This window comes from Pseudomonas sp. 22072 (genome assembly GCF_052046095.1).
GTDB classification, from domain to species: Bacteria; Pseudomonadota; Gammaproteobacteria; order Pseudomonadales; family Pseudomonadaceae; genus Aquipseudomonas; species Aquipseudomonas paracarnis.
This window is the reverse complement of sequence record NZ_JBQEQE010000019.1, coordinates 1-14311: the sequence shown is the minus strand read 5'-3', so window position 1 is coordinate 14311 and position 14311 is coordinate 1. Positions and strand designations below refer to the sequence as shown.

The following is a 14311-nucleotide window of genomic DNA, read 5'->3' as shown; positions in this document are numbered from 1 at the left end:
GGAGTGGGTATGCGTGCACGTCAATTGGGCATTACGTTGGGGTTGGGCATGCCCGGCGAATTGAATGCCATCACCGATGTTCCCGGGGTTCGCGTCGGTCACTCGACGATCAAGGCCTGTGTTGACGGTAAGCAGGTGCGCACCGGCGTCACGCTGGTCCAGCCGCGAGCCGGGGAAGCGCGGCAGCAACCGTGTTTTGCCGGCTACCACGTGCTCAACGGTAACGGCGACGCCACGGGCCTTGAGTGGATCAGCGAGGCGGGGCTGTTGACCACGCCGATGGCCATCACCAACACCCACAGTATCGGGGTGGTGCGCGACAGCCTGATCGCCCTGGAGCGCGAGCGCCTGGCGGACCCTGCGGTGTACTGGTGCATGCCGGTGGTCATGGAAACCTACGATGGCCTGCTCAACGATATCTGGGGCCAGCACGTGCGCCCAGAGCATGTGCGCCAGGCTCTGGACCAGGCCGAAAGCGGCCCGGTGCAGGAAGGCGCGGTGGGCGGTGGTACCGGCATGATTTGCCACGAGTTCAAGGGCGGCATCGGCACGGCGTCACGGCGGTTGCCAGCAGAGCAGGGCGGCTGGACTGTCGGCGTACTGGTGCAGGCCAACCATGGCAAGCGCCAGGAGCTGCGGGTCGATGGCTACCCGGTGGGCCGTCACTTGATGGGCATTGCTTCGCCCTTTGCCGAGCGAGGCACCCCTGGCATGGGCTCCATCGTGGTGATCATCGCCACGGACGCCCCCTTGCTGCCCCACCAATGCCAGCGCCTGGCGCAGCGCGCGTCCATCGGCATTGCGCGCACCGGTGGCGGTACCGAGGATTCCAGCGGCGACCTGTTCCTGGCGTTTGCCACCGGTAACCGTGATTTGCCACCGGCCGACTATGGGCGCAAGGACCTGCCCCTCAGCACCGGGTTGCAGATGGTCAACAACGACCATATTTCGCCGCTGTTCAGCGCGGCGGCAGAGGCGGTGGAGGAGGCGATCATCAACGCCATTCTGGCAGGTGAAGACATGACCACCCAAGACGGCGTCGAGGTGCCGGGCCTGGCTGGCGAAACCCTCTTGGCAGCCCTGCAACAGTGTGGCTGGAGTATGTCCCGGTAATGGGGGACAGCGCACTTTAATAGTGCGAATAGTGGCTCTTTAATGTTGCTAATGACACCGTGACAATATATTGGATCCATTAATCAAGTGAGCCGTTCGCTTAGAGCGGCTTTACTTGTATTTAATATTTAAATAGTGGTGTGCGCCGATTCGGCCACATAAACGCAACGGCCCCCAATAAACACTGCGTGGGACTTCCGCAACTTGAACCTGCGTCACAATTGTGCGATGGAAATAGATGTAGACGAAAGATTTCAAGTTGTGTCAGTTTTCTTACGCCTTCAAAAGAGGTGAGTGATAGGACTATCCTCGCCCGCGAGGTTCCTATCGAACAAAGACTGATGCACTTGCAAACAAGGAAGTACGTTTATGTCAAAAGTAAAAGACAAGGCTATTGTATCTGCCGCGCAAGCCAGCACTGCTTACTCGCAAATCGATAGCTTCAGCCATTTGTATGACCGTGGCGGTAATCTCACGGTCAATGGCAAACCGTCCTACACCGTGGACCAGGCAGCGACCCAGCTGCTGCGGGATGGTGCTGCGTACCGGGACTTTGATGGCAACGGCAAGATCGATCTGACCTACACCTTCCTCACCTCGGCTACCCAGAGCACCATGAACAAACATGGCATCTCGGGGTTCAGCCAATTCAACACCCAGCAGAAAGCACAGGCCGCGCTGGCCATGCAATCCTGGGCGGATGTTGCCAACGTGACCTTTACCGAAAAGGCTTCCGGCGGTGACGGCCACATGACCTTCGGCAACTACAGCAGCGGCCAGGACGGCGCCGCGGCCTTCGCTTACCTGCCCGGTACCGGTGCAGGCTACGACGGCACTTCGTGGTACCTGACCAACAACAGCTACACGCCGAACAAGACTCCGGACCTGAACAACTATGGCCGGCAGACCCTGACCCACGAAATCGGCCACACCCTGGGCCTGGCTCACCCTGGCGACTACAACGCCGGGAACGGCAACCCGACCTATAACGACGCAACCTATGGACAGGACACGCGTGGCTATAGCCTCATGAGTTACTGGAGCGAGAGCAACACCAACCAGAACTTCAGCAAGGGCGGCGTCGAGGCTTACGCTTCTGGCCCGCTGATCGACGACATTGCGGCGATCCAGAAGCTCTACGGTGCCAACCTCAGCACCCGCGCCACGGACACCACCTACGGGTTCAACTCCAACACCGGGCGTGATTTCCTCAGCGCCACGTCCAATGCCGACAAGCTGGTGTTTTCGGTATGGGACGGTGGTGGCAACGACACCCTGGACTTCTCCGGTTTCACCCAGAACCAGAAGATCAACCTCACTGCCACCTCGTTCTCTGATGTGGGCGGCCTGGTGGGCAACGTGTCCATCGCCAAGGGCGTCACCATCGAGAACGCGTTCGGCGGTTCGGGTAACGACCTGATCATTGGTAACCAGGTCGCCAACACCATCAAGGGCGGGGCCGGCAACGACCTCATCTACGGCGGCGGCGGTGCGGACCAGCTGTGGGGCGGCGCTGGCAGCGACACTTTCGTGTACGGTGCCAGTTCCGACTCCAAGCCAGGGGCTGCGGACAAGATCTTCGACTTCACCTCCGGTTCGGACAAGATCGACCTGTCTGGTATCACCAAGGGTGCGGGCGTGACCTTCGTCAACGCATTTACCGGGCATGCCGGCGATGCTGTACTGACCTATGCCTCAGGTACCAACCTGGGCACCTTGGCGGTGGACTTCTCCGGGCACGGCGTGGCGGATTTCCTCGTCACCACCGTTGGCCAGGCGGCTGCCAGTGACATCGTAGCCTGATGTAAAGCGCGCGGCGCTTNCGCTCCAGGCTGGAGTTGGATATGCCACGTTTTTCCCATTTGATCGCCTGTGTTGTGCAGGTGTTGTTCGTGTCGGCAGGAGCCCACGCAATGGCTAGCAGTCTTGTATTACCCACTTCCGCGCAGCTTGCCGGGCAGTGGGAACTGAAGCAGCAGGATCAGGTGTGCGCGCTCAAGTTAGTGGAGCAAGCCAACGTCTTGGAAGGCGATATCGCCTGTGCCGAGCAATGGCTGGGCGACAAGCCGCAGACATGGTCACCCACGCCGGATGGTATTTGGCTGTTTAACGCTGAAGGCTCGGGGATCACGCATTTGAATCGCCAGAAAGAGGGCGACTATCAAGCCCGCACTAAAGCAGGCGAAGTTGTAACGCTGCAACGAAAACTTTAATTAAAAGTTATAAGCATATAACTCGATTTGTTAGGCGGCCGTACCCTACTCGGTAGGGGTGACCCTTTTGCGTAATTCGCTGCAAGGAAAAACAATTAATATGGCGAAGTCCCATGGGGTGGCGCCCTTATTCAGGGCGCTGGGTGAATACAAAAGTATTTTGATCAGCGTTGGCTGTTTCACGGCATTGATTAACCTATTAATGCTGGTGCCCTCGATTTACATGCTGCAAGTGTATGACCGTGTGCTGTCCTCCCAGAATGAAACCACCCTGGTGATGTTGACGCTGATGGTCGTGGGCTTCTTTGCGTTTATCGGCCTGCTGGAAGTGGTGCGCAGCTTCATCGTGATCCGCATTGGCAGCCAGTTGGAGCGACGTTTCAACTTGCGCGTGTACAAGGCCGCCTTCGAGCGCAACTTGCAGCGTGGCCAGGGGCATGCCGGGCAATCCTTGGGCGACCTGACTGCTTTGCGCCAATTCATCACGGGGCCTGCGCTGTTCGCATTTTTTGATGCGCCATGGTTCCCGATCTACCTGTTCGTGATTTTCCTGTTCAACGTGTGGCTCGGCGTGCTGGCCACGGCCGGCGCGGTACTGTTGATTGGCCTGGCGTGCCTTAACGAATACCTGACCAAAAAGCCATTGGGCGAGGCCAGCGGTTTTTCGCAGCAGTCGACCCAACTGGCCACCAGCCATTTGCACAACGCCGAAACCATCCAGGCCATGGGCATGCTTGGTGCGCTGCGCCAACGCTGGTTTGGCGTGCATTCGCAGTTCCTGGGTTTGCAGAACAAGGCTAGCGACACCGGTTCGATCATCACCTCGTTGAGCAAATCCCTGCGCCTGTGCCTGCAATCCTTGGTGCTGGGCCTGGGCGCCTACCTGGTGATCAAGGGCGACATGACCGCCGGCATGATGATCGCAGGCTCCATCTTGATGGGCCGCGTACTCAGCCCCATCGACCAATTGATTGCAGTGTGGAAGCAATGGAGCTCGGCCAAGCTGGCCTACCAGCGCCTCGACGAACTGCTGCGCGAATTCCCGCCAGAGGTCGAGCACATGGCTTTGCCTGCGCCCCACGGCCAGGTCAGTTTCGAGCAGGTCAGCGCCGGCCCGCCGGGGCGACGCATGGCGACCCTGCATCAGGTCAGCTTCAACCTGGCTGCCGGTGAAGTGCTGGGCGTGCTGGGTGCGTCGGGCTCCGGCAAGTCCACCCTGGCTCGCGTGCTGGTGGGTGTATGGCCGACCCTGGCCGGTACCGTGCGCCTGGACGGCGCGGATATTCACCGCTGGAACCGCGACGACCTCGGCCCGCATATCGGCTATTTGCCCCAGGACATCGAGCTGTTCAGCGGTAGCATCGCCGACAACATCGCGCGCTTTCGCGAGGCCGACCCGGAGCTGGTGGTCAAGGCCGCGCAACAGGCCGGTGTGCATGAGCTGATCCTGCGCCTGCCCCAGGGCTACGACACCGTGCTGGGCGACAACGGCGGTGGCTTGTCCGGCGGCCAGAAACAGCGGGTCGCCCTGGCTCGCGCCCTGTACGGCGGGCCGCGGCTAATCGTGCTGGACGAACCCAACTCCAACCTCGACACCGTCGGCGAAGCCGCATTGGCCAGCGCCATCATGCAGATGAAAGCCCAGGGCAGCAGCGTGGTGCTGGTCACCCATCGTTCCTCGGCATTGGCCCAGGCCGATAAGTTGCTAGTGCTCGGCGAAGGCCAACTGCAAGCGTTCGGGCCCAGCCAAGAGGTGCTGCGGGCGTTGTCCGGGCAGCAGGAAGCGCCGAAAGAAAAAACCGGTGTCAGTTTCAGTCGTCAGTACCAGGCCGGAAGGAATCCAGGCGCATGAGCAGCCTTACCGTTGAACCTCAAATCAAAGAACGCGATGCCGGCTTTTTCGTAAAAATGGGCTGGGTGATGACCATTGTCGGTGCCGGTGGGTTTTTCCTCTGGGCCAGCCTTGCACCGTTGGACCAGGGCATCCCGGTACAAGGCACCGTAGTGGTGTCGGGCAAGCGCAAGGCGGTACAAACCTTCAGCCCCGGTGTGGTCAGCCGCATCCTGGTAAAAGAGGGCGAACTGGTCAAGCAAGGCCAGCCGCTGTTCCGTCTTGACCAGACCCAGAACCAGGCCGATGTGCAATCGCTGCAAGCCCAGTACCGCATGGCCTGGGCCAGCGTGGCGCGCTGGCAGAGCGAGCGTGACAACCTGCCCGGTATTACCTTTCCTGCTGAGCTGAGCGCCAATCCCGATTCGGCCCTGATGCTGGTGCTGGAAGGTCAGCGCCAGTTATTCAGCAGCCGTCGCGACGCGTTTGCCCGTGAACAAGCCGGGATCCGCGCCAGCATCGAAGGCGCCACGTCGCAGTTGAGCGGCATGCGCCGTGCCCGCAGTGACTTGACCGCCCAGGCCCAATCCCTGCGCGCGCAACTGAGCAATCTGCAACCTTTGGCCGACAACGGCTATATCCCGCGCAACCGGCTGATGGACTATCAGCGCCAGTTGTCCCAGGTGCAGCAGGACCTGGCGCAAAACGCCGGGGAAAGCGGGCGGATAGAGCAGGGCATTGTCGAGTCGCGGCTCAAATTGCAGCAGCACGGCGAGGAGTATCAGAAGGAAGTGCGCAGCCAACTGGCCGACGCGCAACTGCGCGCCCTGACCCTTGAGCAACAACTGACCTCCGCCGGCTTCAATCTGCAACACAGCGAAATCAACGCGCCGGCCGATGGCATTGCGGTCAACCTCAGCGTGCATACCGAAGGCGCCGTGGTGCGCGCCGGTGAAACCCTGTTGGAGATTGTGCCCCAGGGTACACGCCTGGAAGTGGAAGGGCATTTGCCTGTACATCTGGTAGACAAGGTCGGCACACACTTGCCGGTCGACATCCTCTTCACCGCCTTCAACCAAAGCCGCACGCCACGGGTGCCGGGTGAAGTCAGCCTGATCTCCGCCGACCAGGTGCTCGACGAAAAAACCGGTGCGCCGTATTACGTGCTGCGCACCAGCGTCAGCGAGGCGGCCATGGAAAAACTCAACGGCCTGGTGATCAAGCCCGGCATGCCCGCCGAGATGTTCGTGCGTACTGGCGAGCGTTCCTTGCTCAATTACCTGTTCAAGCCGCTGCTGGACCGCGCCGGCTCCGCGTTGACTGAGGAATGAGCATGAAGCCAGTGTTCATTTCGCTGTTGCTGGTGTGTGGCAGTGCCGAGGCCGCGATGGGGCCCTTCGATGTTTACGAGCAGGCGCTGCGCAACGACCCGGTGTTCCTGGGCGCCATCAAGGAGCGCGACGCCGGCCTGGAAAACCGCACCATTGGCCGCGCCGGGCTGCTGCCGAGGCTGTCTTACAACTACAACAAGGGCCGCAACAACTCCGAGGCGCACCTGCCTGACGGGCGCGGTGGCAGCTATCGCGACGACCGCAACTACAACAGCTATGGCTCCACCTTCAGCCTGCAACAGCCGCTGTTCGACTACGAAGCCTATGCCAACTACCGCAAGGGCGTAGCCCAGGCACTGTTCGCCGATGAAAGCTTTCGGGACAAGAGCCAGGCGTTGCTGGTGCGGGTGTTGAGCTATTACACCCAGGCGCTGTTTGCCCAGGACCAGATCGACATCGCCAGGGCCAAGAAGAAGGCGTTCGAACAACAGTTCCAGCAGAACCGGCATCTGTTCCAGCAAGGCGAGGGCACTCGCACCGATATCCTGGAAGCCGAGTCGCGCTACGAGTTGGCCACCGCCGAAGAGATCCAGGCCCTGGATGAGCAGGACGCCTCGCTCCGGGAGCTGGGCGCGTTGATCGGCGTGCAAAGCGTCAACATCAACGACCTGGCACCGCTGAACCAGAGCTTTGCCGCGTTCACCCTGACCCCGGCCAACTACGACACCTGGCATGAGTTGGCACTCACCAACAACCCGGTGCTAGCGTCGCAGCGCCAGTCCCTGGAAGTGGCGCGCTATGAAGTGGAACGCAACCGCGCCGGGCATTTGCCGCGAATCACCGCGTATGCCACCTCGCGCAAACAGGAGTCCGACAGCGGCAACACCTATAACCAGCGCTACGACACCAACACCATCGGCGTCGAAGTAAGCATGCCGCTGTATGCCGGTGGCGGTATCTCGGCTTCCACCCGCCAGGCCAGCCGTGCGATGGAGCAGGCCGAGTACGAGCTGGAGGGCAAGACCCGCGAAACCCTGATCGAACTGCGTCGCCAGTTCAGCGCGTGCTTGTCAGGCGTGAGCAAGTTGCGCGCCTATCAGAAAGCGCTGGCATCCGCGGAGGCGCTGGTGGTGTCGACCAAGCAAAGCATTCTCGGCGGCGAGCGCGTCAACCTCGACGCACTGAACGCCGAACAGCAGTTGTACAGCACCCGCCGCGACCTGGCCCAGGCACGTTATGACTACTTGATGGCCTGGACCAAATTGCACTACTACGCGGGCAACTTGCGCGATACCGACTTGGCCAAAGTGGACGAAGCCTTCGGCCCGGATGGAAAACTGTAGGAGCGCGTGTTTTGTGGCGAGGGAGCTTGCTCCCGCTCGACAGCGAAGCTGGAGCCGGCTTNTTAGGGAGCGCTTCGCACTCCAGCGGGAGCAAGCTCCCTCGCCACAGGGCAGGGAATAACAATAATAGGGAGTGTGCACATGATCACCGATTCACCGCGTTTCAAACCCTTCACCGCAGGTTCCTTGCTCTTGCTGTCCGTTGCGGCACAGGCGCAATACACCGAGACCGGCCAGCCGGGTAACCCCGCCAGTTGGCGCTCGGCCGAGTACCAGAGCGACTGGGGCCTGGGCCGCATGAAAGCCGATGAAGCCTACGCCGCCGGGATCAGCGGCCAAGGCGTGAAAATCGGCGCGCTGGACTCAGGGTTCGATGCCAATCACCCCGAAGCCTCCAAAGACCGTTTCCACCCGGTCACCGCCACTGGCACCTATGTCGATGGCAGCGCCTTCAGCACCACGGGCGCGCTCAACCCGAACAATGATTCCCACGGCACCCACGTCACCGGCACCATGGGCGCCGCCCGCGACGGCGTGGGCATGCATGGCGTGGCCTACAACGCGCAAGTTTTTGTGGGCAACACCAACGCCAACGACAGCTTCCTGTTCGGCCCGACGCCAGACCCCAAATACTTCAAGACCGTGTACACCGCTTTGGTGGACTCCGGCGTGCGCGCCATCAACAACAGCTGGGGCAGCCAGCCAAAGGACGTCAGCTACCAGACCCTGGACAACATGCACGCGGCGTATGCCCAGCATTACAACCGTGGCACCTGGCTGGACGCGGCAGCGGAGGTGGCCAAGGCTGGCGTGATCAATGTGTTCAGCGCCGGCAACAGCGGCTATGCCAACGCGAGCGTGCGCTCGGCCTTGCCGTATTTCCAGCCGGAACTGGAAGGCCACTGGCTTGCCGTGTCTGGGCTGGACAAGGCCAATAACCAGAAATACAACAAGTGCGGCATTGCCAAGTACTGGTGTATTTCTACCCCCGGCGCGCTGATCAACAGCACCATTCCTGACGGGGGTTACGGCGTCAAGTCCGGCACCTCGATGGCAGCGCCCCATGCCACCGGCGCGTTGGCGCTGGTGATGGAACGTTATCCCTACATGACCAACGAGCAAGCCTTGCAGGTGCTGCTGACCACCGCCACGCAGCTCGACGGCTCGATCACCCAGGCGCCCAATGCGATTGTCGGCTGGGGTGTGCCTGACCTGGGCCGGGCGATGCATGGCCCGGGGCAATTGCTCGGGCCCATGGAGGTCAACCTGGCCGCCGGGCAGGGCGATGTGTGGAGCAACGGCATCTCCGACCAGGCGCTCATCCAGCGCCAGGCCGAGGACCGCGCCGAGCACACGGCCTGGCAGCAAACCCTGATCGACAAGGGCTGGCAAAACGGCGTGGGCGCCACTGCCAGCCAGCAGGACCAGACCGATTACGCCATTGGCAGCGCCCGCGACCAGGCCGCTGCCAACCGCGTGTACGAGGGCAGCCTGATCAAGGCCGGTGCCGGCAGCCTGGTGCTCAGCGGCGACAGCACCTATCGCGGTGCGACCCTCGTCAACGGCGGTCTGTTGGCCGTCAATGGCTCGCTGGCTTCGGCAGTGACGGTGAATGACAGCGGCACCCTCGGCGGTTCCGGGCGTATTGCCGCGTTGTCTGTAAACAACGGCGGCCGTGTGGCCCCGGGCAATTCCGTGGGCACCTTGCAAGTGGCAGGGGACGTAAACCTCGGCGCCGGCTCTACCTATGCAGTGGAGCTGACGCCCACCAGCAGTGACCGCATTGTTGCCGGCGGCCAGGCGGTTCTGGGCGGCGGCACGGTCACGCTGGCGCTGGAAAACAGCCCGACCTTGCTCAGCCAGAGCCAGGCCCAAAGCCTGATTGGCCGGCAGTACTCGATTCTCGAGGCGGCGGGCGGTATCCAGGGCCAGTTCGGGCAAGTGCTGCCCAACTACCTGTTCCTCGGTGGCACCCTCGACTACGCCGCCAATGCCGTGCAACTGAATGTTGGGCGCAATGGCGCCAGCTTCGCCAGCGTCGGCGCCACCCGCAACCAGCGCAACGTTGCGGCGGCCGCCGAGCAATTGGGCGCTGGCAACCCGGTGTATGAAAGCCTGCTGCAGTCGCAGTCAGCCGCCACCGCCCAGCAGGGTTTGCAGCAACTGTCCGGGGAAATCTACCCCGCCGTGGGTGCGATGCTGATCAACGACAGCCTGCAACTGCGTAATGCCGTGGGCAAGCGCCTGCGCCATGTGCCAGTGACCGGTGAAAGCAACCTGTGGTTCAAGGCGCTGGGCGCCTGGGGCAAGACCGACAGCCGCACTGAAACGGCGGGTTCCACCACCTCCATCGGTGGCCTGTTGGCGGGCGTGGATGGCGCGCTGGATGAGCAGACCCGCGTGGGTGTGGTCGCCGGCTACAGCGACAGCTCGCTGAATATGGGCAGCGGTACCCATTCATCGGCGTCCATCGACAGCTACCACTTTGGCGCGTACGCCGGGCACGAGCTGGGTGACTGGCGCCTGAGCGTCGGCGGTGCCTACAGCTGGCATCGCGGCGACGTGAAGCGCGACCTGCAATGGGGTGATGTCAGCGGCAAGCAAAAAACCAAGCTGGACGCGACCACGGCGCAAGTCTTCACCGAAGCCGCGTACCGCATCCGCCTGCAAGCCGTGGCCCTGGAGCCGTTCGCCAACCTGGCCTATGTGCATCTGAACAGCGAGTCCTTCCACGAAAAAGGCGACGCCGCTGCCCTGGAACGCGGCAGCGACCGGCGTGATGCAGTGCTCAGCACCCTTGGCGTGCGTGCCCTGAAAACCCTGGCCCTCAATGACCACCAGCAACTGAACCTGTCCGGTTCGTTAGGCTGGCAACACAGCCTGACGGCGGTGGAGTCCGAAGAGCACCTGGCGTTTGTCGCCGGCGGGCCTTCATTTGCGGTGCGCAGTGCACCGTTGCTGCGCGATGCCGCCCTGGTGGGCGTGCAGGCCAGCCTGGCGCTGAATGCATCGACACGGGTCAACCTGGATTACAACGGCCAATTGGGTGGGCGCGCGAAAACCCAAGGCGTGGGCTTGAGCCTGAACTGGCAGTTCTGAAGACACCGCGAACCTGATCGTTCCCACGCTCCGCTGATCGTTCCCACGCTCCGCGTGGTAACGCCTCTTGTAACNACGCTTTGGGACGCAGAGCGTCCGGGGCCGCATTCCCACGCGGAGCGTGGGAACGATCAGCGGCGGTGTTCTGGAGAAAGTGATTTACACACGTGCAATAAGAAAACTAAGGAAGGTCACCGTGAAAAAACGCAAGTCAGGGTTAACTACCGCCATCCACACAGGCCCGGGCTATCCGCTCAAGGCGCTGAGCTGCGTGCCATACGGCGCGTTGCTGTGTTGCCTGGCAAGCCTGGGGACCGCCCAGGCTGCACCCTATGTGGAAACCGGCAAACTGGGCGACGCCGCCAGCTGGCGCAGCAATGAGTTCAAGGCCGACTGGGGCCTGGGCGCCGTGCACGCCGACACCGCCTATGCGGCCGGCTATACCGGCAAGGGCGTCAAGCTGGGGATCTTCGACCAGCCGGTGTATGCGCCACATCCGGAATTCGCCAGCCCCAACAAAGTGGTGACCATTGTCACCGAGGGCATCCGCCAATACACCGACCCGTATATCCCGGTGAAGGCCGGAGATGCATTCCGTTACGACGGCACTCCGTCCCTGGGCTCCAATGGCAAGCTGGGCAACCACGGCACGCATGTCGGCGGGATTGCTGCGGGTAACCGCGATGGCGGGCCGATGCATGGCGTGGCGTTCAATGCGCAAATCATCAGTGCCGAAAACGGTGACCCGGGCCCGGAAGACGGAATTATCCTGGGCAACGATGGCGCGGTGTACAAAGCCGGTTGGGATGCGCTGGTTGCCAGCGGCGTTCGCATCATCAACAACAGCTGGGGTATCGGCATCGGTGATCAGTACGCCAAGGGCGGGCGCGATCCGGCGTTTCCCAATTTCACCGTCAACGAAGCCCAGGCGCAATTCAATACCATTCGACCGATCCTCGGCACAATCGCAGGGGGGGCTTATCAAGGCGCCATCGATGCGGCCCGCAGCGGTGTGCTGACCATCTTCGCCGCGGGTAATGACTACAACCGTAACAACCCGGATGCCATTTCCGGTCTGGCGTACTTTGTGCCGGAGATTGCCCCGAACTGGCTGTCGGTGGCCGCGTTGCAGCAAAACCCGGACACCGCAAGTGCCAACCCCTATGTGATCAGCACCTTCTCGTCGCGCTGTGGCTATGCGGCGAGCTTTTGCGTATCGGCGCCCGGCACCAAGATCTACAGCTCGATCATCAACGGCACCAACCTGGACAACCTCACCAACGACTACGCCAACTTCAACGGCACATCCATGGCCGCGCCTCACGTAGCCGGCAGCGCAGCGGTGCTGATGGAACGCTTCCAATACATGAGCGGCGACCAGATCTCCACCGTGCTCAAGACCACCGCCACTGACCTCGGCGCGCCGGGCATCGACTCCCTCTATGGCTGGGGCATGATCAACCTGGGCAAGGCGGTCAACGGCCCAGGGATGTTTATCACCGCCGAGGATATCCCGGCCGAGTTCCGTATCGACGGCGCCTACGGCAGCGGCCAGTTCGTGGCGGACCTGCCGGGCGTCGGCGCGGTGGTGGATGCCGGCAAACCCACCCAGCGTGTGTGCGATGACTTGCACTGCGGGCGGGATGTGTGGAGCAACGACATCTCGGGCCATGGCGGCCTGACCAAGCAGGGCATCGGTACCTTGGTGCTCACCGGCGCCAACACCTACAGCGGGCCGACGCTGGTCAACCAGGGCTTGCTGGCGATCAACGGTTCGGTCACCTCCGACGTCACTGTGAGCCAGAGCGGCGTGGTCGGTGGTTCGGGGCGTATCGGTTCGCTGAGCGCGAAAAGCGGCGGTACTGTGGCACCGGGAAATTCCATTGGCACCTTGAACGTGGCGGGCAACGTCAACTTTGAACCGGGCTCGACCTATGCGGTAGAACTGTCGCCCACCAGCAGCGATCGTATCGTCGCGGGCGGCACGGCCACCCTCAACGGCGGCACCGTGACCCTGGCCCTGGAAAACAGCCCGACCTTGTTGAGCGCGCCCCAGGCCCAAAGTCTGATCGGCCGCCAATACAACATCCTGCAAGCGGCAGGTGGCGTCACCGGCAGCTTCGCGGCAGTGGTTCCCAACTACCTGTTTGTCGGCGGTACCTTGAACTATGCCGCCAACGGCGTGCAGCTGGATGTGGCACGCACCAACAGCTTCGCCAGTGTGGCCGCCACGCCGAACCAGCGCGCCGTGGCCGCAGCCGTCGAGCAATTGGGCGCGGGCAACGGTGTGTATGAAAGCCTGCTGCTGGCACCCACGGCCGCTTCGGCCCAGGGCGCGTTTCAGCAACTGAGTGGGGAAGTCTACCCGGCGCTGGAAACCGCACTGGTCAATGACAGCCGCTACGTACGCGAAGCGGTGGGCGAGCGTCTGCGCAATGGCGAGATGGGCGCTACCAGCCAAGCCATCGACAGCCGTGGCAACGTGTGGGTCAAGGCATTGGGCGCATGGGGCAAGACCGACAGCCGCAACGACACGGCGGGCTACACCACCTCTATCGGCGGCATGCTCGCCGGTGTGGACGGCGCCGTCGATGAGGCCACACGCATTGGCCTGGTGGCCGGTTACAGCGACACGTCGTTGAACATGGGCAGCGGCACCCACAGCCGCGCCTCGGTCGACAGCTACCATTTCGGCGCCTATGCCGGGCATGAAATCGGCGCCTGGCGCCTGAGTGGCGGCGCGACCTACAGCTGGCACCGCGCCGATGTCAAACGCGACCTGCAATACGGCGATGTCAGCGGCAAGCAAAAAGCCAAGGTCGATGCCCACAGTACCCAGGTGTTCACGGAAGCGGCGTACCGCATCAACCTGCAACCACTGGCCCTGGAGCCGTTCGCCAACCTGGCCTACGTGCACCTGGCAACTGACAGCTTCAAAGAGAAGGGCGACGCCGCCGCGCTGAGAAGTGGCGACGACAGCCGTGACCTGGTGCTGAGTACCCTGGGTATGCGTGCCTTGAAGACCTTCAATATCAACGACCATCAGCAACTGGAAGTCTCCGGCACCCTGGGCTGGCAGCACAACCTGAGCAGCACCGATTCGGAACAGCACCTGGCGTTTGCCTCGGGCGGTCCTTCGTTCACGGTGGAAAGTGCGCCGATGGTGCGCGATGCGGCGTTGGTCGGGGCACGGGTCAGCCTGGCATTGAGCAAGGATGCGCGGGTGAACTTCGATTACAACGGCCTGCTGGCCAGCAAGGAGAAGGTGCACGGCGTCGGCTTGAGCCTGGATTGGGCGTTCTAAAGGCCAGGTGCAGTTGGTTGTGGCGAGGGAGCTTGCTCCCGCTCGGGTGCGCAGCGCCCGCAAGTTTTTGGGGCCGC

Annotated in this window: 8 protein-coding genes; all 8 read left to right on the top strand. The window is 62.3% G+C overall.

Annotation, left to right across the window (positions count from 1 at the left end; genetic code table 11):
• Nucleotides 1-9 precede the first annotated feature (9 nt).
• The 8 genes from ACTJLA_RS19135 to ACTJLA_RS19100 all read left to right on the top strand — a co-directional run bounded on the left by ACTJLA_RS19135 (nucleotide 10) and on the right by ACTJLA_RS19100 (nucleotide 14234).
• Nucleotides 10-1113 carry a P1 family peptidase gene (locus ACTJLA_RS19135; protein WP_314543723.1) on the top strand — a complete coding sequence of 368 codons (1104 nt, stop codon included), beginning with the start codon at nucleotides 10-12 and terminating at the stop codon, nucleotides 1111-1113.
• 369 nt (nucleotides 1114-1482) lie between these two features.
• On the top strand, nucleotides 1483-2916 hold the full coding sequence (locus ACTJLA_RS19130; protein ID WP_054922198.1) for a serralysin family metalloprotease: 1434 nt from the start codon (nucleotides 1483-1485) through the stop codon (nucleotides 2914-2916).
• Nucleotides 2917-2957: 41 nt separating this feature from the next.
• Nucleotides 2958-3326: an AprI/Inh family metalloprotease inhibitor gene (locus tag ACTJLA_RS19125; RefSeq protein ID WP_054922201.1), complete on the top strand. Its 369-nt coding sequence runs from the start codon at nucleotides 2958-2960 to the stop codon at nucleotides 3324-3326.
• Nucleotides 3327-3426: 100 nt separating this feature from the next.
• Nucleotides 3427-5178 (top strand): type I secretion system permease/ATPase, encoded by a 1752-nt coding sequence (locus ACTJLA_RS19120; RefSeq protein WP_034127694.1) that lies wholly within the window; start codon nucleotides 3427-3429, stop codon nucleotides 5176-5178.
• Nucleotides 5175-6488: an HlyD family type I secretion periplasmic adaptor subunit gene (locus ACTJLA_RS19115; protein ID WP_440841885.1), complete on the top strand. Its 1314-nt coding sequence runs from the start codon at nucleotides 5175-5177 to the stop codon at nucleotides 6486-6488. Before ACTJLA_RS19120 ends, ACTJLA_RS19115 begins: the two co-directional genes overlap by 4 nt.
• Nucleotides 6489-6490: 2 nt before the next feature.
• On the top strand, nucleotides 6491-7831 hold the full coding sequence (locus ACTJLA_RS19110) for a TolC family outer membrane protein (RefSeq protein ID WP_198791618.1): 1341 nt from the start codon (nucleotides 6491-6493) through the stop codon (nucleotides 7829-7831).
• A gap of 141 nt (nucleotides 7832-7972) precedes the next feature.
• The gene (gene eprS, locus ACTJLA_RS19105; protein WP_440841883.1) at nucleotides 7973-10930 is read left to right on the top strand and encodes an autotransporter serine peptidase EprS; all 2958 of its coding nucleotides are present in this window, start codon (nucleotides 7973-7975) and stop codon (nucleotides 10928-10930) included.
• Between the two features lie 196 nt (nucleotides 10931-11126).
• On the top strand, nucleotides 11127-14234 hold the full coding sequence (locus ACTJLA_RS19100) for an autotransporter domain-containing protein (RefSeq protein ID WP_440841881.1): 3108 nt from the start codon (nucleotides 11127-11129) through the stop codon (nucleotides 14232-14234).
• Nucleotides 14235-14311: the final 77 nt, after the last annotated feature.